The 19,115-nt window shown below is 66.6% G+C and carries 17 protein-coding genes and 1 tRNA gene; 10 read left to right on the forward strand and 8 right to left on the reverse strand.

Annotated features, from left to right (window positions below; genetic code table 11):
- Positions 1-9: 9 nt before the first annotated feature.
- From VEA80_RS09895 to VEA80_RS09905, 3 genes are all read right to left on the reverse strand, one after another.
- Positions 10-759: a LysM domain-containing protein gene (locus tag VEA80_RS09895; RefSeq protein ID WP_325060568.1), complete on the reverse strand. Its 750-nt coding sequence runs from the start codon at positions 757-759 to the stop codon at positions 10-12.
- Positions 756-2,438 (reverse strand): bifunctional diguanylate cyclase/phosphodiesterase, encoded by a 1,683-nt coding sequence (locus VEA80_RS09900; protein ID WP_325060569.1) that lies wholly within the window; start codon positions 2,436-2,438, stop codon positions 756-758. Before VEA80_RS09900 ends, VEA80_RS09895 begins: the two co-directional genes overlap by 4 nt.
- A 229-nt stretch (positions 2,439-2,667) precedes the next feature.
- Positions 2,668-2,757: transfer RNA gene (locus tag VEA80_RS09905), tRNA-Ser, on the reverse strand.
- A gap of 185 nt (positions 2,758-2,942) precedes the next feature.
- Between VEA80_RS09905 and msrA the strand changes: the two genes are divergently transcribed.
- From msrA to VEA80_RS09920, 3 genes are all read left to right on the forward strand, one after another.
- Positions 2,943-3,584 carry a peptide-methionine (S)-S-oxide reductase MsrA gene (gene msrA, locus VEA80_RS09910; protein ID WP_325060570.1) on the forward strand — a complete coding sequence of 214 codons (642 nt, stop codon included), beginning with the start codon at positions 2,943-2,945 and terminating at the stop codon, positions 3,582-3,584.
- 294 nt (positions 3,585-3,878) lie between these two features.
- Positions 3,879-4,274 (forward strand): response regulator, encoded by a 396-nt coding sequence (locus VEA80_RS09915; RefSeq protein WP_325060571.1) that lies wholly within the window; start codon positions 3,879-3,881, stop codon positions 4,272-4,274.
- Positions 4,275-4,278: 4 nt separating this feature from the next.
- A complete protein-coding gene (locus VEA80_RS09920) occupies positions 4,279-6,195 on the forward strand; it encodes a PAS domain S-box protein (protein WP_325060572.1) in 1,917 nt (638 codons plus the stop codon).
- On the opposite strand, the gene VEA80_RS09925 is transcribed toward VEA80_RS09920, so the two are convergent.
- Positions 6,192-7,256 carry a hypothetical protein gene (locus VEA80_RS09925; protein ID WP_325060573.1) on the reverse strand — a complete coding sequence of 355 codons (1,065 nt, stop codon included), beginning with the start codon at positions 7,254-7,256 and terminating at the stop codon, positions 6,192-6,194. The two genes, VEA80_RS09920 and VEA80_RS09925, sit on opposite strands and share 4 nt — an antisense overlap.
- A 186-nt stretch (positions 7,257-7,442) precedes the next feature.
- A complete protein-coding gene (locus VEA80_RS09930; protein ID WP_325060574.1) occupies positions 7,443-8,078 on the reverse strand; it encodes a hypothetical protein in 636 nt (211 codons plus the stop codon).
- 197 nt (positions 8,079-8,275) lie between these two features.
- Between VEA80_RS09930 and VEA80_RS09935 the strand changes: the two genes are divergently transcribed.
- From VEA80_RS09935 to VEA80_RS09955, 5 genes are all read left to right on the forward strand, one after another.
- Entirely contained in the window at positions 8,276-10,486 is a 2,211-nt protein-coding gene (locus tag VEA80_RS09935) for a M3 family metallopeptidase (RefSeq protein WP_325060575.1), read from the forward strand.
- 121 nt (positions 10,487-10,607) lie between these two features.
- On the forward strand, positions 10,608-11,000 hold the full coding sequence (locus VEA80_RS09940) for an FdtA/QdtA family cupin domain-containing protein (RefSeq protein ID WP_325060576.1): 393 nt from the start codon (positions 10,608-10,610) through the stop codon (positions 10,998-11,000).
- Positions 11,000-11,965: a glycosyltransferase family 2 protein gene (locus VEA80_RS09945; protein ID WP_325060577.1), complete on the forward strand. Its 966-nt coding sequence runs from the start codon at positions 11,000-11,002 to the stop codon at positions 11,963-11,965. Before VEA80_RS09940 ends, VEA80_RS09945 begins: the two co-directional genes overlap by 1 nt.
- Complete coding sequence (locus tag VEA80_RS09950) at positions 11,962-13,143, forward strand: FAD-dependent oxidoreductase (RefSeq protein ID WP_325060578.1); 1,182 nt, start codon at positions 11,962-11,964, stop codon at positions 13,141-13,143. Before VEA80_RS09945 ends, VEA80_RS09950 begins: the two co-directional genes overlap by 4 nt.
- A gap of 71 nt (positions 13,144-13,214) precedes the next feature.
- Complete coding sequence (locus VEA80_RS09955) at positions 13,215-14,582, forward strand: HAMP domain-containing sensor histidine kinase (RefSeq protein WP_325060579.1); 1,368 nt, start codon at positions 13,215-13,217, stop codon at positions 14,580-14,582.
- A 6-nt stretch (positions 14,583-14,588) separates the two neighbouring features.
- Here VEA80_RS09955 and VEA80_RS09960 read toward each other — a convergent pair whose 3' ends face one another.
- On the reverse strand, positions 14,589-14,942 hold the full coding sequence (locus tag VEA80_RS09960; protein WP_325060580.1) for a DUF1428 domain-containing protein: 354 nt from the start codon (positions 14,940-14,942) through the stop codon (positions 14,589-14,591).
- Between the two features lie 70 nt (positions 14,943-15,012).
- The gene (locus VEA80_RS09965; protein ID WP_325060581.1) at positions 15,013-17,424 is read right to left on the reverse strand and encodes a PAS domain S-box protein; all 2,412 of its coding nucleotides are present in this window, start codon (positions 17,422-17,424) and stop codon (positions 15,013-15,015) included.
- A gap of 129 nt (positions 17,425-17,553) precedes the next feature.
- On the opposite strand from VEA80_RS09965, the gene VEA80_RS09970 reads away from it, so the two are divergent.
- The gene (locus VEA80_RS09970) at positions 17,554-17,979 is read left to right on the forward strand and encodes a hypothetical protein (protein ID WP_325060582.1); all 426 of its coding nucleotides are present in this window, start codon (positions 17,554-17,556) and stop codon (positions 17,977-17,979) included.
- Positions 17,980-18,057: 78 nt separating this feature from the next.
- Positions 18,058-18,480, forward strand: coding sequence for a hypothetical protein (locus VEA80_RS09975; RefSeq protein WP_325060583.1), 423 nt, complete (start codon positions 18,058-18,060; stop codon positions 18,478-18,480).
- A 4-nt stretch (positions 18,481-18,484) separates the two neighbouring features.
- Here the strand turns inward: VEA80_RS09975 and VEA80_RS09980 are convergent, their stop codons facing one another.
- The gene (locus VEA80_RS09980) at positions 18,485-19,105 is read right to left on the reverse strand and encodes a hypothetical protein (protein ID WP_325060584.1); all 621 of its coding nucleotides are present in this window, start codon (positions 19,103-19,105) and stop codon (positions 18,485-18,487) included.
- Positions 19,106-19,115 lie beyond the last annotated feature (10 nt).

Consider the following 19,115-nt stretch of genomic DNA (forward strand, 5'->3'; position numbering starts at 1 on the left):
CGTTCGCCCTTAGTTGCTCCGCAATGAAGCCTGCATGCGCACGGCGCGGTCGAGGTCGCGCTGGATCAACGGATTGCCTTCATCGAGCACGAGCGCCTGACGCAACAGGGTAACCGCGCCGTTCACATCACCAGTGTTCAGCCGCTGCAAACCCTGCAGTCGCAATTGGCCGGCGCGCGCCGGATCGACGCCCGCTGCGCGCGGCGGCGGCGGAGTGGACCCCGGCATCGACGCGGCCGGGCCTTGTGAGGGCAGCGACAGCGACGGCGTGCTGGACGCGGTCGTGACGGCGCCGCGTTGCGGAATCGACAAGCTCTGTCCCGCCTCCAACTGGTTCGGCGCGGCGAGATTATTGTAGCGCGCGAGGGCGTAGAACATGAGCGGATCGCCGAGGAAACGCTCGGCGAGCTGCGACATCGTCTCGCCCTGCTGGACCGTGTAGGCGCGCGCTCGCGAGCCGAGCAGCTCGCGGGGGTCCGACTCGATCTGCTCCATGAGGCGGCGCGCCGCACTGCTATTGGGCTGCAGCTCGAGCGCCGCGCGCAGTTCGGCGCGCGCCTGCGCCTCTTGGCCATTGCCAAGATAGTCGACAGCTGCGCGCACGTGCTCCCGCGCCGAGCCGCGATCGGGCGCCGCGGGCTCGCCGCCGACAGAAGGAATTGACGGCATCGAGATGTCCGGAATTTGCGGCAGACTCGCGCATGCGGTGACGGCCGCGAGGCCGGCGCAAGCGGCGAGAGTCCGGATCAGCGTCATCATAGCAGGCGCCTCCTGATTTCCGCGTGGTCGCGGCGCACGCGCGAGCCGATCAGGCTCAGCCACGCCTCGTCCGTCACGTGTTTTGCGAAAGCGGCGGCCGGCATCGGCGCCGCGAAATAGAATCCTTGGAACGCGGAGCAGCCAAGCCGCCTCAGCTCTTCCACTTCCTCGTAGCGCTCGACACCCTCGGCGAGCACGGAAATGCCAAGGCCGTTCGACAGCTCCACCAGCGCGCGGCAGATCGCTCTGCTGTCCGGTCGCTGATCGATCTGCGTCACGAACTCGCGGTCGATCTTGAGCTTACTGAACGGCAGCTTCTTCAAGTAGCCAAGGCTCGAATAGCCGCTGCCGAAATCGTCGATGGCGAGGCCGAAGCCGAGCGCTTTGAGATCCTGGAACGTTTGCAGCGTGCGCCCGGCGTCTTCCATCGCCACGGTTTCGGTGAGTTCGAGGATCAGCTGCTCGGGCGAGAGCTTGTGCGACGCGAGCGTGCGCTGCAGCGCCGTCTTCAAGGCCGGATCCCGGAATTGAACCGCGGAGAGGTTGATAGCCACGCGGAGATCGGCGAGCGGCGTGTTGCGCCAGGCGCTCAGCTGCCGGCAAGCCGTGTTCAGAATCCAAAGGCCGATCTCGTCGACCAGCCCGGCCTCTTCCATGATGGCGACGAACTGCGCCGGCGGCACATCGCCGAGCTTGGGATGCGTCCAGCGCAGCAACGCCTCCGCGCCGATCACTTTCCCGGCGGCGACGTCGACAAATGGCTGATAGTGCAGGCTGAGCTGATTGCGCTCGATCGCTTGCCGCAGCTCCTGCTCGATGGCGAAGCAGCGGCGCGCTTCCTGCGGCGAGGGCGGCGCAAAAAAGGCGATGCGTCCCTCAGCCGTGCGCTGCGGCCGGGCCAAGGAAACGAAGGCCCGGTTCAGCAGGCTCGCGGCGTCTTCGGCGTCGAGCGGATAAATCGCCGAGCCGAGTTGGACGTCGGGCGCCATCGTCAGCATGGCGTCCCTGAGCTCCTGAGTCAGCACATAGGTGAGCGCCTTCAGCTCGGCCTCGGCGCGCTTGCGGTCGACGCCATCAAACCAGATCGCGAAGCAGTCGCGGTCGACATGGCCGATCCGGCGGGCTGCGTGCACTGCGTCCCGCAGCCTGCCGGCGAAGGCGGCGAGCACCCGATGCGCGGCCGCGCCGTCGAACGCGAACACGCGCTCGTAATTGGCCAAGCGAACGAGGCCAATCAGCGACTCGCCGCCGGAGCGACGAAGGTCGGCGTTCACGCCCGACAAGAATTCGTCGCGCATCGGCAAATGAGTGACGCAATCGCGCGCGTTCGGCCGCTCGAGCTTTTCGACCACGGCCTCGAGGTTGGCTTCGATACGCTCGAACTCGTCTGCGCCCCGCGAGCCGTTGGGATCGTCCGCGCATTGGGCCAAGCGGTCGGCCAATGTGCGGATGGAGCGGCGGGTGCGCAGAAGGCTCAGCACCAGCACGGCGGAGGGGCCCATGAACAGCCCCCCGACCAGGACGATCTGAGCGACGCTCGCCTCGAGCCCCTGCCAGAGCAGCAGCACGCCGGCGGCCGAGCAGACCGCGGCCGCCATCGCGAGGGCGTTCGACGCCGGAACGCCGCCCGACACAAAGCGCGCGAACCCGCGCTGCAGCTGTGTCTGCGCGCCAACCACCAGACTCGATCCTTGTTATCGTTGCGTCGAGCATGCGGCGGGACGTGCTACCCGGCCGTGAAGTTTCATGATTAAGCGTCGTGAACCGCGCGATTTTCCCTTGATTTCCAAGGGAACAAACTTGCCAGATCGTTGAAGTCCAACGCCCTGCGTAACCTGTTACAGCAAGCGCGAAGTAGGTTGCGCTACATTAGCCAAACGCGGCGTTGCTGGGGCGTCATAGGACAAGTGGCGGACAGAGAGGGATTCGAACCCTCGATAGGCTTGCACCTATACACGCGTTCCAGGCGTGCGCCTTCAACCACTCGGCCACCTGTCCGGAGCGGCGGTTTATGACCGCCGCCGCCGCCTGGCGCAACAGCGTAACCGCTGACGGGCCGTGCCCGTACTGGGCCGAGCCGAGCTCCCGGGGGCGGGTCTCCGTTCGCGATCGGCCGCACCCCTGCCGGGGCTGCGCACGGGCCGGCGGCGACCTACATTCAGCCAAGTTCACGCGAGGTTTTCATGGCCCGATCCACCGTCATGCCAACGCCCCAGCAGACCCTGCCCGGCCGCGCCGCCCCGATCCCGACCGCCTCCACACACTTCGTCAACGGCAATCCGCTGAAGCCGCCTTTTCCGGCCGGGCTCGAGGAAGCCGTTTTCGGTTTGGGCTGCTTTTGGGGGGCCGAACGCAAGTTTTGGCAGACCGAGGGCGTTTGGAGCACCGCGGCAGGTTACGCGGGCGGCGCCACCCCGAACCCGACCTACGAGGAAGTCTGCTCCGGCCGCACCGGCCACACCGAAGTCGTGCGCGTGATCTTCGATCCGAAGGTCGTCAGCTACGAGGAGCTGCTCAAGACCTTCTTCGAAAACCACGATCCGACCCAAGGCATGCGCCAAGGCAACGACATCGGCACACAGTACCGCTCGGCGATCTACGTCACCTCGCCCGCTCAGAAGGCAGCGGCGGAGAGGGCGAAGGCAGCGTACGAAGAGAAGTTGCGGGCCGCTGGATATGGCCCGATCACGACCGAGGTCCGCGACGCGCCCGATTTCTTTTATGCCGAGGACTACCACCAGCAATATCTGGCGAAGAATCCCGCCGGCTATTGCGGCCTAGGGGGCACCGGCGTCAGCTGCCCGATTGGACTTGGCGTAGGTTAGGCTACAGTAGCTGTTGTAATTTCTGTTTCGTTTCAACGCACGGCGGGCGCATCGTACCGTGCGGCAAGATTTCCTGCGATTGCCGTTCGGCCCTGCTCAGAACTTCACGCCATGGTGTAAGTACAAGCAGGCATACGAATCTGCACACACGGAACCGTTACTGCAAAAACCAGTCGGTACGGCGTTCTCGTCATTGCGTCGTGACGCGAATGCGGCTGCAAGACTGCCGCGACTCGCACTGCGAGACGCGCGCATTCTTGCGTGCTACTTTCACTACAACAAACTGAGGGAGCGATGGCCGCGCACGCTCGTGTTTGCCTGGTCGACGATGACATTTTCGTTCGAGACGCCCTCGCGCTCGGACTGAGTGACGCCGGGTATGAAGTGCTGACCGCGCCCGGCGCGGCGGCGGGCTTAGACATTGTTCATCGCGAACGGGTCGATGCGATCGTCACCGACATGAACATGCCGGGCACGCATGGCGCGCAATTCATCTCCGAACTGCGCAACCAGTGGCCGGAGCTGCCGATTGTCGCGATATCCGGCGCCGCCACGATCGACGGGCGCAACACGCCCGAGATCGCCGCCGAACTCGGCGCCAACCAAACCCTAATCAAGCCGTTTCGTGCGCGCACGCTCGCCGACATCCTCGAAAGCGTGCTCCGCGACGGCGGCGCGGCGCGAAACTAGCACCGTGCACGCGCTGCAAGAACAATCGCGCTTTAAGGCCGTGGTCGATACGGCAGTCGACGGCGTCATCCTGATCGACGCCGCCGGCATCATCCTGATGTTCAATCCGGCCTGCGAACGTCTGTTCGAATACGCCACGTTCGAGGTCGTCGGGCGCAACGTCAAAATGCTGATGCCGGAGCCCTATCGTTCCGAGCACGACGGCTATCTCACCAACTATCTGCGCACCGGCGAGAAGAAGATCATCGGGATTGGCCGCGAGGTGCTCGGACGCCGCCGCACCGGCGCGACGTTTCCGATGTACCTTTCCGTCGGCGAAGCCGAAGAGGACGGCCTGCCGATCTTCGTCGGCATCATTCGCGACCTGACCGAACGCAAAGCGGCCGAAGCGGCGCTGCGCGAAGGCGCAGAACGCTTGCGTGCGGTGGTCGAAACGGCCGTCGACGGCGTCATCCTCATCGACGAGCGCGGCGCCGTGCAGATGTTCAATCCCGCCTGTGAACGCCTGTTCGGCTACGCCGCCGACGAGATCATCGGCCGCAACATCCGCACGCTGATGCCGGAGCCCTATCGGTCCGAGCATGACGATTACCTGCGGAATTATCGCGCCACCGGCGAAGCCAAGATCATCGGCGCGGGCCGCGAAGTGCGGGGCTTGCGCAAGGACGGCTCCACGTTTCCGATGGACATCAGCATCGGCGAAGCCAAGCAGGACGGCAAATCCGTATTCGTCGGCATCCTGCACGACCTCACCAGCCGCAAGCGCACCGAAGAGCAATTGGTGCAAGCCCAGAAGATGGAGACGGTCGGCCAGCTCTCCGGCGGCATTGCGCACGACTTCAACAACCTGCTCACCGTCATCCTCGGCAACGCCGAAGCCTTGAGTCTGCGCCTCAAAGAGCGCGCAGAGCTGCGGCAGCTCTCCGAAAACATCATCACCGCCGCCGAGCACGGCGCCGAGCTCACGCAGCGTCTGCTCGCGTTCAGCCGCCGACAAAGGCTGCAGCCCGACGTGATCGACTGTAACGCCCTGGTGCGGAACATGGACGTGCTGCTACGCGGCACGCTGCGCGAAGACATCGAATTGCGGGTCATCACCGCGCCCGAGCCGGTGCTGGCGATCGCCGACGCGACGCAACTCGAATCGGCCGTTCTCAATCTGGCGCTCAACGCGCAGGACGCAATGCCTGACGGCGGCGCGCTCACGCTGACCACGAATGAGATCGACCTGGATCCGACTTCGCTCGGCGCCGGTTTCGACGTGAAGCCCGGGCGTTACGCGATGGTCGTCGTCACCGACGATGGCACAGGCATGCCCGCAGAAGTGCGCGACCGTGCGTTCGAACCGTTCTTCACCACTAAGGAAGTCGGCAAGGGCTCGGGCCTCGGCTTGTCGATGGTCTACGGCTTCGTCAAGCAATCGAACGGCCACGTGACCATCTACAGCGAGCCTGGCCTGGGCACGAGCGTGCGCTTGTTCTTGCCACTGGCGGCCGAAAAAGCGCCGACCAAGAAGCGCCGGAAGGAAGAAGCGCCGGTGATGGGCGGCGATGAAGTCGTGCTCGTAGTCGAAGACGATCCGTTCGTGCGCGGCCACGCCATCTCGTCGCTGCAGGGCTTCGGCTATCGCGTCGTCGTCGCCGCCGATGGGCGGGAAGCGCTGCGTCTGATCGCGGGCGGCGCGCAGCCAGAACTGCTGTTCACCGACATCGTGATGCCGGGCGGCGTCAGCGGCTGGGAACTCGCCGCGCAGGCGCGCGAAATGATCCCCGAACTCAAGGTGCTGTTCACGTCCGGCTATCCGCTGGAATCGCTCGCAAGCCGCGGCCAAGTCGACGCAGAAGCGCGCCTGCTCGCGAAGCCGTATCGCTTGGCGGAACTCGCGCGCCGCGTGCGTGAAGCGCTCGATGCGCCGGCTTAGCCCGGCCAGCGCAGGCCGACGCGGCGGCGCTGCTGCAATGTCTGTTCGGCGCGCTGCAGTGCACGCAGCGCCACTTCCGCCTGCTGCAGCGAATCCGTCGACCGCAACGCGTCCATCGCCAGACGCAGGCGCGCTGCGCCCTCTTCCAGCTTGTCGCGCGCGCCTTCGCGTTCGCCCAAAGCCGTCAGCGCGCGGCCGATCTCCTGCTGCGCCGCGCCCCACGCGCCCGGATCGGTCGTGCGGTCGACCTTGTCGAGATATTGCTGGCGCGCATCGAGCGCTTTCGACAGCCATTTGATATGGCCGCCGCGCTCCCCGAGGCTGAGCGCGCCAGAGGCGAAGTCCGAAAGAATGTCGAGATGCAGGTTGTCGCTGATCTCGGCCGGACGCGCCGACACCATCCTGTCGAGCGCTTCGACGATCGGCTGCAGCCGGTCGGGCTTGTAATCCTGCGGACGATGCAGCACCGGGCGCGCCTTGCGCGCCAGCGCGAACGCGAGCGCGCGCTGCACCGCTTCGTCGGGCCGGCCCGTGCGCCAGCCGAGCTGGAAATCCTGCACTTCGTGCGTGCGGCCATAGCCCGGCAGCGTGGTGATGCGCAGGTCGAGCCGGCCGGTGATGCTCTTCTTGCCCCACACGATCACGTCGGCCGCGGAGCGCTCCAGCGCATCGGCGGCTTCGACGGCGATGCGGCGGCGCGTCTCGGGATGCGCGCGCGGCGACACCGTCTTCAGTTGCACTGGAAAGAGATCGACCTGCACGTCGTTCTCGAACGAGAACATGCCGAAATTGTCTTCGACCGCTTCCTTCATCTCCTGACGGAGCAGCGCGCCGCCGCCTTCGATCTCGGCGATCAGCACCAGCGCCCGGTGATCCTTGTTGCGCTTCAGCGCCTGGGCGCGGAGGGCGATACGGGCGGCGCGGGAGGCCTTGCCCATGCCGGTCAGCATCCAGAAGGCGGCGATCAGGACGGCGGCGAGCCCCATCGACATGAAGAACATGAAGACGTTGGGGGACTGGATGAAGGCTTCCTGGAACTCGCGCGGGAGCAGCCGCATCACATTGGACGCCAGCTCGGGCACAGACGCCGCAGCTCCTGTAATATTAACCATTTAGCGTCCGTGGGTCCCTGCCGAACAAGTCCTGTAGCGCGGCGCCGGGCGGCACACAACGGGCACAGGCGCCACGCGACGCGTCGTGGCGCGAGACGCCCCTCTCACGGGAATGACGACCTGGAAGTCGGGCGATTATTGGCCGCCCTGTGCGCGCTCCATGGCCTGGCGCATCTGCTGTTCGAGATTGCCGAGATCCATGACCTCCACGCCGGCCGGCAGCGTGAACTGTTCGGCGCTTTGCGGGCCGCGCTGGACGCTGGTGGTTTCCCACACCGTCCGCTCGCCTTCGCGGGCGCGCAGGATGATGCCGTCATTGGTGACGCACACCGTATGCGGCGTGCCGTCCTGGTCGCGCGTCCACTCGGCGCCGTTCTCGCCTGCGACTGAGCACGAGCCGGTGCGGCGAGCTGTGGATGAGACCTCGGCCGACCATTCCTTGGCCGGGTCCTCGAACTGGCCGGCGTCCATCCGCATCGCCACCGTCTGTCCGCCGGCGTTGGTGATGACGTAGGCTTCGCCGGTCTGGCTGTTCATGATCATGGTGGTGGCGCCCGCGGGCGTCGTCATCTCCACGCGCTGGCGCTGGCCGTCGCGGATCATCACCACCGGCATTGCCCCCGCGTCATGCGTGATCGTGGCCTCGGCGCGGTACGCGGCGCGCGTCAGATCGGGAAATACGCCGCCGGAATCCGCGCTCTGGCCGGGCCCGGCCTGATTGCACGCCGCCAGAGCCAACGCCGAAACCAAAGCCAAGCCAGCTGCGCGCATGTCGTCCTCCCGAGGGTTCGGCGTGTCCTAGCAGCCGCCAGTGGTCGCCGAAACCCCGGCGTTCGTCGCAAAGCCCTGTGGAGAACAGCCGAAGGCGCCCCTCGCCCTTGCCCCCGCGGCCGCGCAGCGGCCAAAAAGGCGCCAACCGACCGGCCGGTCGGGCGCGAGGCCCGGCCCGCCCAGTTTTGGGGGTATCATTGAAAAAGCAGATTCTAGCCGTGTGCCTGGCTGCGAGCGCGCCGATGCTCGCCGCCTGCGCCACCACCGCCGCCGAAAGCGCCGCCAGCTTCGGCGACGCGGCCGCCTATCAGACCGCGCAAGCCGAGATCGCCCGTCTCACCGAGCAGGCCAACCAGGACCCGCTGTTGAAGCCGTGGACCGGCCCGCATGGCGGCGTGCCGCCGTGGGATCAGGCGCGCGTGGAGAACCTCGCGCCGGCGCTCGAGCTTGGTCTCGCGCTGCAGGAAGCCGAAGTGCAGGCGATCGCCAACAACCCGGCGGCGCCGACCTTCGACAACACGATCGGCGCGATGCAGAACGCCGGCCGTCACATCGATCGCGCCACCACCATTTTCGGCGTGATGACGGACAACGTGAGCAACGAGCAGGTGCAGGCGGTCGAGGCCGAATGGTCGCCGCGCATCACGGCTGCGTACAACCGCATCACCTTCAACCGGCCGCTGTTCGAGCGCATCCATCATCTCTACGAGAACCGCGCCAGCCTGAACCTCACCGCCGAGCAAACCCGCCTGCTCGAACGCACGCATGACCAGTTCGTGCGCGCGGGCGCCGCGGCGACGCCGGAGCAGCAAGCCCGCCTCGGCGCGATCAACGAAGAACTCTCGAGCAAGTTCGCCGAGTTCGGCCGCCGCCTCTTGGCGGACGAGAACACCGCGATCTTCATCACCAACCGCCGCGATCTGCGCGGCCTGCCGCAAAACATCGTCGATGCGATGGCGGCGGCCGCCGAAGAGCGCGGCCGTCCAGGCCAGTGGGCGGTGGTGAACACGCGCTCCAGCGTCGATCCGTTCCTCACCTTCGCCGAAAACCGCAATCTACGTCAGCAAGTGTGGACCGCGTTCAAGAACCGCGGCGACAACGGCGATGCGAACGACACCAACCAGGTGATCGCGGAAATCCTCGCGCTCCGCGCCGAGCGCGCTCAGATTCTCGGCTTCCCGACCCACGCGCACCTGCGCATGGCCGACACCATGGCCGGCACGCCGGAACGCGCGCAAGAGCTGATGATGCGCGTATGGCCCGCCGCCGTCGCGCGCGTGAACGAAGAAGTGGCGGACATGCAAGCGATCGCCAACCGCCAAGGCGCGCGCATCACGATCGAGCCGTGGGACTACAATTTCTACGCCGAGCAAGTGCGCCGCGACCGCTACAACCTCGATCAGAACGAGCTCCGCCCGTATTTCGAGCTCAACAACATGATCAACGCGTCGTTCTACATGGCCAACCAGCTCTACGGCATGAACTTCCGCGAGATCACCGGCACGGTGCCTGTGTTCGAGCCGAACGTCCGCGTCTGGGAAGTCACCGACCGCGACGGCTCCTTCATGGGCCTCTTCTACGGCGATTACTTCGCCCGCGCCGGCAAGCGCTCGGGGGCGTGGATGAACACCTACCGCAGCCACGAGACGTTTACCGGCACGGAGATCCACACGCTCGCGTCAAACAACAACAACTTCGTGCGCGGCGCGCCGGGCGAACCGGTGCTGATCTCGCTCGATGACGCGGAAACCCTGTTCCACGAGTTCGGCCACGCCATCCACTATCTGGTGTCGACCGTGAACTATCCGGGCCTCGGCAACGTCCCGCGCGATTACGTCGAGTATCCGAGCCAGGTGCACGAGCACTGGGTGCTGTCGCGCCCGATCCTCGATCAGTTCGCGCGCCATTACCAAACCAACGAGCCGATGCCGCAGGCTCTGGTCGATCGCGTCCACAACGCCGCGACTTTCAACCAGGGCTACGCGACGGTGGAATATCTCTCCTCCGCGCTGGTCGACATGGCGCTGCACAACCGCGCCGCACCGATCACCGATGTCGATGCGTTCGAGCGTGAAACGCTCGAAGCCATTGGCATGCCGGACGAAATCGCCATGCGTCACCGCCTTCCGCAGTTCGGCCACCTCTTCTCGAGCGACGCCTACTCGGCCGGCTATTACTCCTACCTCTGGTCGGAGACGATGGACGCCGACACCTGGGAAATGTTCGAAGCTAGCGGCAACGTGTTCGATCCCACCGCCGCCGCCGGCATGCGCAACATCATCCTGGCGCCCGGCAACACCACCGACCGCGCCGAAGCCTACCGCCAATTCCGCGGCCGCGACCCGGACGTCAACGCACTGCTGCGCACGCGGGGCTTCCCGACGGGCGAAAGCAGCGAACAGCGCTAAGCGCCGAGGACGCTGACGAATTGGGCGCGCACGGGGTCACCGTGCGCGCCCTTTTCTTTTGCCCACGGCAAGGGCGCCGCTTGTCATTGCCGCCCACCACCGGCGCGGCTAACAGCGGCGTATGCCCTGCACCGCGAGCTTCTACGGCGGCCTGGTGAAGACCTTCCGCTTCGGCGCTGTCGCCGATGCGCGCGGCAGCCTCACGCCGTTTGATTTCGCCGACCTCGGTTTCACGCCCGTGCGCGCGTTCCTGGTCGACGCCCCCGACGGCGCCACGCGTGGCGGCCACGCGCACCGGAGCGGGCGTCAATTGCTCATCCGCGTCGGCGGCGAGATCAGTGTCGAGACCGCGCACCAGAGCGAGAACCACACCTTCAATCTGACCGAAACCGAAAACGCACTGCTGATCGCGGCGCCCGTGTGGGCCCGCCAACTCTATCGCGGCGCCGATGCGCGGCTTCTGGCGCTCTGCGACACGCCGTACGATCCCGCCTCCTACGTCGCCGAACGCTGATGACCGCGGACGTCTCCATCCTGATTCCCGCCTATGCGGCAGAAGCCTTCATCGAGCGAACGCTGCAGCACGCCCGCGCGCAGACGCATGAGGCGATCTCGATCCTCGTCGCGATCGACCAGTGCGAAGACCGCACCGAAGAGATCGCCCGCGCCCACGCCGCCGCTGACCCGCGCGTCACAGTGTTCAAGCAACGCGAGCGCGTCGGCTGGGCCGGCAACGTCAACTTCCTGCTCGACCGCGCGGACACGCCTTTTCACTTCATCTATTTCCACGACGACATTATCGCGCCCGCCTATGTCGAGACGCTGCTAGCCGCGCTGCGCGCCGCGCCGGACGCGGCAAGCGTTCATTGCGACATGGGCCATTTCGGCGGCAGCGACGCGGTCTCGCTCGGCCGGCCTTACGATGGCGACGCAGTCCGGCGCCTCCTCATCTTCATGCTCGCGCCCTATCGCGGCTCGCCGCTGCGCAGCCTGATGCGCGCCGACGCCGTGCGCGGCTTGCGCCTGCCGCAGTTCGACGCCGCCGCGATCTGGGCCAACGAGCCGTTCCTGATCCGGCTTATCGGCGCGGGGCCGGCGCTGCACGTGCCGCAGGCGCTCTATCATCGTTGGGACAAACGCGGCGGCGGCTTGACCGACAGCTGGAAAGCTCTGCCGCGCGCGCACATCTTTGCCGGCCACAAGGCGAACATTGCGCTGGCGATGAATGTCATCGACGCCGCCGCTCGCAACGAAGCCGAACGCGCAATGCTCGTATTCGCCTGCTTCCTCTATGCGCTGCCGATCGTGCGCGCACTCGAGCAGGACGGCTTTGTCTTCGCCCGCCCCGAAGAGCTGCATCCTCGCTTCGCCGCGCTCGCGCCACCGCCCAGCTTCGACGTTTACGGCGGCGACATCGCCGCTTGGGCGGCGCAGCGCTGGGCCGACGCCGAGGCCGATCTCGCCGCGCGCGGCGCATGAGCAAGCGCATCGCCATTCTCGGCGCCGGCATCATGGGCTCTTGCCTTGCGCTCTTTCTCGCGCGGCGCGGTTGCGTCGTCACCGTGTTCGACGAAGCCGCCGCGCCGCTGATGGGGGCGAGCCGCTGGAACGAGGGCAAGATCCATCTCGGCTATCTCTACGCCGCCGATCCCTCGCTCGAGACCGCGCGCCGGGTGCTGCCCGGCGGCCTCGCCTTCGCGCCGCTGATGCGGGAGCTCATCGACGGCGAACTCGAGCACATCACCGCCGACGACGACCTTTATCTGGTCCACCGCAACTCCGTCGCGTCGCCGGACGCGATCCGGGCTTACTTCGAAAACGTCAGCACGCTCGTCCGCGAAGCCCCCGGCGCCGGTGCCTATCTGGCCGATGCCTCACGCGCCAGCGTACGCGCGTTGAGCGCCGGCGAGTTCGCCGCCATTGCCGATCCCCGCGAAATCGTCGCCGCTTATGCGGCGCCCGAGCGCTCGATCGCGACCGCGCCGCTTGCCGACAAGCTCGCCGGCGCCCTCGCCACCGAGCCGCGCATCCGCTTGCGTTTGAAAACGCGCATCGAACCTTCCGATCTCGTCGAAGACGCGGACGGCTGGCGCGTGCGCGGCGAGCGGTTCGACTACGTCGTCAACGCGCTCTGGCACGGCCGCATCGCCATCGACGCCGCGCTGGGCATCGCGCCACCGCCCGGCTGGTCGCACCGCTACCGCGTCTCCGCCTTCATCCGCACGGCGCGCCCGGTCAAGACGCCGAGCGCCGTGGTCGCCATCGGCCCGTTCGGCGACGTGAAGAACTATAACGACCGCGATTTCTACGTATCCTGGTATCCCGCAGGCCTCATCGCGGAGAGCGAAACGCTCGCCGCGCCCGCGCCGCCGCGGTTCGAGACCGCGGACAAAAAGCGCATCGCCGCGCAGATCGAGAACGGCCTTGGCGTAACGTATCCAGCTGCGCGCGCGATTTTCGCCAACGCAGAAAGCATCGCCGTCGAAGGCGGCTATGTGTTCGCCCAGGGCAAAGGTTCGCTCGCCGACCCCAGCGCCACCCTGCACCAGCGCAGCCAGTTCGGCGTCCGGCGCCGCGGCCGCTACATCTCCATCGACACCGGCAAGTACTCGACCGCGCCATTGATGGCTCGGCAGCTCGCCGCCGAAATCTCTTAACGCCCCCTTACTCCATGGCGCTTCAGCCATTGTTAGCCACAAGGCGCCAACATCGCCGTCGGGAAGCATCCGTGACGGCCGCCATCAATCTGAACGACACCAGCAGCTCCGCGCGCGAAGCGCTGCGCGAATCCTTGGCCGTCTCACGCGGCGGCGGGATCATGCGCAGCGTGACGCTGCTGGCCGGCGCCATTCCCGTCGTCATTTTGCTCGGCGAGCCGTTGCTGGTCGTTTGGCTGTTCGCCTTGATCGGCTGGAACGCCCTGCTCGTGCCGCCGCTCGAGCGCGCCTTGGTGATCCCGCTCATCGACTCCGATCCGGTGCGCGCGCGCCTGCGCCGCGCCGGCATGGTCCTTTTCGGCCTCTCGCTGACGACCGTCATGCCGATCGCCTCGTGGGCGCAAGGCAGCGTGTTCGGGGCGATCGTCGCCGTCGGCTGGGCGCTGTCCTCGGCGACGCAGGTGCTGGTCTATTATTCACGCGATCGCCTGCTTCTCGTCGCCGGCATGGCGCCAATTGTCCTCGGCGCGCTGATCGGGCCGCTGCTCGCCTATCGCGGAGTGAGCTGGGAGAGCGCGGCCGCAGTTCTGATGATGCTGATCGCGCTCGGCGCCGGCGGCGCGTTCATCGGCCGCTCGGACAAGCTGATCGCCAAGGCGACGGAGGAGGCCGCGGCGCGCCGTTCGGCGGAAGCGTCCAGTCTCGCCAAGTCGCGCTTCATCGCCAACATGCATCACGAGCTGCGCACGCCTCTCAACGCCATCATCGGCTACAGCGAGTTGCTGCGCGAAAACGCGCTGGAGGAAGCGCGCGCCGCCGACGTCGCCGATATCGACCGCGTGCTCGCCGCCGCTCGCCAGCAGCTGATGATGATCGCCGATCTGCTCGCCTTCTCCGAGCTGCAGGACGACCGGCTCCAATTGGAGACGAAGCTGTTCGACGCCGCTCTGCTCGCGCGCGAGACCGCAAACGCGTTTCGTCCGGCAGTCGAGGCGAACCACAACACGCTCGCGATCGATATTGCGGCCCCGCTCGGCGACGCGCACACCGATCCCGCCAAGCTCAGGCATTGCCTTGAGCACCTGCTCTCCAACGCCGCCAAGTTCACGCGCGACGGCGCGGTGACGCTGCGCGCGCGGCGCGAGCGCTCGTTGCGCGGCGATTGGCTGATCTTCACCGTGGAGGACACCGGCGTCGGCATCGCGCCCGATCGGCTCGGCGCCATTTTCGAGCCGCTGACGCAGGGCGACGACAGCGCCACCCGCGCCGCCGACGGGGCCGGCATGGGTCTCGCCATCATCGCCCGCATCGCCCGTCTGCTCGGCGGCACGGTCAGCGTCGAGAGCACGCCCGGCCAGGGCGCGGCCTTCACGCTGCGCGTGCGCGCCGACATGTCCGATCACGCCGACGCCGGAGCCTTGCGCGCCGGCGCCGCCTGACGGCTTTCAGTGAAGCTCGATGAACGGCGTGAAACCGCCGAAGATCATGCGCTTGCCGTCGAACACGGTCTTGTACTCGTCGCCTTGCATGCGCGGGTCGGCCATCACTTTCTTCATGACGTCGTCGCGAGTCTGACGATCCTTGTAGGTCGCCCACGAGAACACGACGATTTCGTCATCCTTGGCCTGCACCGCGCGCGGAAACGACGTTACCTCGCCGTACGGCACGTCGTCGGCGACGCACTCGACGTAATCCTCTGCGCCGTATTCCTTCCATACTTCGCCTGCCTTGCGCGCGATCTCCTTGTAGGCGTCCAGGTTCTTCTTCGGCACCGCCAGAACAAAACCATCTACATACATGCGACATCTCCTCTAGCCTGCTATCAAGACGCGCCGCCTCGGCCGCAGCCGACATTCCCGCCGCACTTTTTCAGCTCTCCATCACTTCGCGAATTTTGGCGCCGAGCTCCTCTATTTCAAACGGCTTGGTGATCAGCTCCATGCCGTCATCGAGAAAGCTCGAGCGCACCTGGGCGTGCTCGGCGTAGCCGGTCATGAACAGCACCTTGAGCCGAGGCGCTCGGGCGCGCGCCATCTCGGCCAGTTGGCGCCCGTTCAGGCCGGGCAAGCCGACATCGCTGACCAGGAGGTCGACGCGCCGCCTGTCCAGGATCGCCAGCGCCTGGCGGGCATCGTCCGCTTCCAGCACGTTGTAGCCCAACTCGCTTAGCACCTCGAACACCAGCATCCGCACCTGCGGATCGTCCTCGACGACGAGCACTGTTTCGCCTGCACCTTCGATCGCCGCTTCTTCGCGAGGCTTCTGCGCTTCCGGCGAGCGGTCGGCGATCGGCAACAACAGAGTGACGACCGTACCCCTGCCCGGCGCGCTGGTGATGCCGATGTCGCCTCCGGATTGCATGACGAAGCCGTGCACCATCGAGAGCCCGAGTCCGGTTCCCTGGCCGATCGGCTTGGTGGTGAAGAACGGATCGAACACCTTCTCCAGAACATCCGGGGCCATGCCTAGGCCGGTGTCGCTCACCACCACACTGACGAAGCGATCATGCGCGGCCCGCGTCTCGATCGTCAGCTCGCCGCCGTTCGGCATGGCGTCGCGGGCGTTGACGGCAAGATTGAGGATCGCCGTTTCCAGCTGGTTGGCGTCAGTCATCGCCACGGCCGGCGCGAGCTGCATTCTGAGCTTGATGTTCTCGCCGACCGAGCGCGCCAGCAGGATCTCCATCGAGCGCACCGCGGCGGCGACGTCCACCGGTTTGATGTCGAGCGATTGCCGGCGTCCGAAGGCCAACAGCCGCGACGTCAGCGAGGCGGCCCGATGCGCCGAGGCAAGCGCCGCGTCGATATATTTCTCGGCATCGTCGACCCTGCCCGCATCGATGCGCCGCTGCATCAGGTTCAGCGCCCCGATAATGCCTGCCAGCAGATTGTTGAAGTCGTGCGCGAGCCCGCCCGTGAGCTGGCCCACCATCTCCATCTTCTGCGCCTGCACGAGTGCGTTACGGGTCTCCTCCAGCTCCTGCGCCGCCTTCACCTTCTCGGTGATGTCGCGGGTGATCTTGGCGAAGCCGATGAGTCGACCGTCGTCGTCATGAATCGCATCGATGACGACGCTGGCCATGAAACGCGCGCCGTCCTTGCGGACCCGCCACCCTTCTTTCTCGTGGCGGCCGGTTTCCCGCGCGATCCGCAGCGCCTGCGCCGGCAGGCCGGCTTCGCGATCTTCGGGTGTATAAAAGACGGAGAAGTGCTGGCCGATGATCTCGTCCGCCGCGTACCCCTTGATCCGCTGCGCGCCGGCATTCCACGTCGACACGCGCCCTTCGGGCGACAGCAGAAACAGCGAATAGTCGACCACGCCCTGCACCAGGATGCGGAACTGCTCGGCCACCGCGCGAGAGGCCGCCTCCGCCTTCAGCCGCTGGCGCTCTTCCTGCCAAGCACGGCCGTGCGCATCCTGCAGCTCCCAAGTGCGCTCGAAGACGCTCATCTCGAGCTGTTCGTTCGCCGCCCGCAGCGCCAGTTCGGTTTCCTTGTGCGCGGTGATGTCGGTCTGCGCCGACAACAGCCGCGCCGGCTTGCCGTCAGCGCCGGGCTCGATCACGCCGCGGTTGTGAATCCATCGCGTCTCGCCGGTGTCGGGCCGGATGATGCGGTATTCCCGCTCAAACGGGCCGACACGCGAGATGTCCTCGTTGAAGTTCGCGACGACGCGGTCCCGGTCCTCCGGATGAAGCCGCTCGGTCCATTGATCGGTATAGCGCCCGCGCAACGGCGCGTCGGGCGGCAAGCCTTGGATCGCCAGATACTCGGGCGAGCGGAAAATGGCGCCGGTGCGCATGTCCCAGTCGAACGAGCCGACCCGCGCCGCCTGCTGCAGCAGCCGCAGCCGCGATTCGCTTTCGCGCAGCTCTTCGAGCGCCTTGTTGGCGGCCGTCTCATCGACCGCCATGCCGACATAGCCCTGGAAGCCGCCGGTGTCGTCGAACCGCGGCTGCGCGCTGGCGCGCATCCAACGCCAATTGCCTGCGGCGTCGGCGAAGCGGGCGACGAACTCGTAGGGCTCATAATTGTTGGACCAGGCCGCCGCTCGCCGCTCGGCCACCCGTGGCAGATCATCCGGATGCAGCAGCGAGATCCAGGCGTCGTTCAACAGCTCCTGCGCTGGCTTGCCAGTCAATTGGGCGAACGCGCGGTTGACGAAGCGCACCTTGCCGCTGGCGGCGGTGATCCAGACCGGCGTGGGCGTCGCTTCCGCCATCGCCTCGAACGCGCCAAGGGATTCGCGCGGGGCCGAAAGATCGTCCAGTTCAGCCTTCATGCAGCGCGCGCACTCCTCGCCCGAGCGCGGTAACGTCCATTTCTCCACCTCGGTTCCATCAGCCGACTGCGGCGTCGATTCAGCTGCCGTTCAGGCGCACGCGCGCCAAGGTTGCGCGGGAGCACTCCAATGACGCGCAAATTTCTCTCTCTGTTTGCGGCCCTCGCCGTGGCCGCCACATCGTTCGCGCCTGCCGCCGCCGACGCGCGGGATCGGCGCGGCGGCTACTACCACGGCGACCGCCACGGCCATCACTATCGCCACCACCGCCGCGATCGCGACGATGACGATGCCGTCGTCGCCGGCGTCGTCGGCCTGGCGCTCGGCCTCGCCATCGGCTCGCTCGCCAGCCAGGATAATCGGCGCGACGGCTGCTACGACCGCTGCGCCCCGCCGCCGAACCGTTATTACGGCTATGACGAACCGCCGGTCTATTATGACGACGACTACTACGAGCCGCGCGTCGATTATGACGACGGCTACGAACGCTGCGACCGGCAGGAACGCGTCTGGGACCGCCAAACACAGCGTTATGTGATCATGGACGCCTGCTGAGCGCCCAATCGCGGCGGGCGCGGGCGTCAACTGCATCGCGCTCATCACTTGGAAGCCTCTCTGCGCTATGTTCCTTGCATGCGATACGTGTACGAAGCGCCCGCGGGCGCAACCTGGTTCAGGCTCGAGACCGAGGCGGAGGCCGAAGCCGAAGCGGCGCTGATGCGCCATGCCGTCGACAAATACTTCCGCCGTCACGAAGCGGCGGCGCGCGAAACCTATCGGGCGCCGCCCAACGTCGCGACGTTCGAGCAGGCGATCGGGCTCAAGGACCACGTCGCCCGCACCATGCCGCTCTTCCTCACGCTCCGCGCCGACGACGGCGAGGGCCTCGCCACGGCGATGCTGCCGCCGGAAGGCCGCAATCAGGCGGGCTTCCGCATCGTCATCGTCGGGCCGGAGAACAGCGACCCTTACGTCGACCATGCGCCGGCGATCGCCGCACTCGCGCGCCACTTCGCCCTCGAGCTGAAGCGCGAGGACTGCTTCCCCTACGCCTGAGCCGTCATTTCGGCGCGGCGGCGCCCGTCTGCGTCAGCGCCCGCGCGCCGACATAACAAGGCGCGGCCGTGCACGTCTGCAGGATCACGCGCACCATGTAATCGCCATTGGCGGGCGGGCTGAACGCGACCACCGGATAATCGTCCGGCAGCACGTCGCTCGCCACTACGCCGCCGCTGCGCATGTCGATCAGCTCGATATCGACATTGTTGCAATCGCCGTCGCAGGCGCCGATGAACGCGTACTGGGCGCCGCCGCTGAGCGGCATGATGAAACGATGGTCGGTGCCCGGCTGCATCGTCAGCACTTTGTCTTCGAAACCTTCCGGCGGCGCCATGCCGCTGGCGAAGCGCTCGCCGATGGCGTCGAGCTGTTCGTCGATATTGGCGATCAGCTGACGGCGGTTTTCGTCCGTGATCTGCACCTGCCGCACATTGCTTACCGGGGTCAGCTGCATCGGCGCCTGCGCGCCCTGCTGCACTTCCGGCAAAGGCGGCCCGCCGGCCTGCTGATTGCACGCAGACAAGGCCAAAGCAGCCGCGGCCGCCAACATCACCTGACGCATCATCGCATTACCCTCCACTTGGCCGCGAGAGCCGTAATCCCGGCGCCCGCCTCTGTCCACGGGCGCCTTC

Origin of the sequence: Vitreimonas sp. (assembly GCF_035627415.1) — a bacterium.
GTDB lineage: Bacteria > Pseudomonadota > Alphaproteobacteria > Caulobacterales > Aquidulcibacteraceae > Vitreimonas.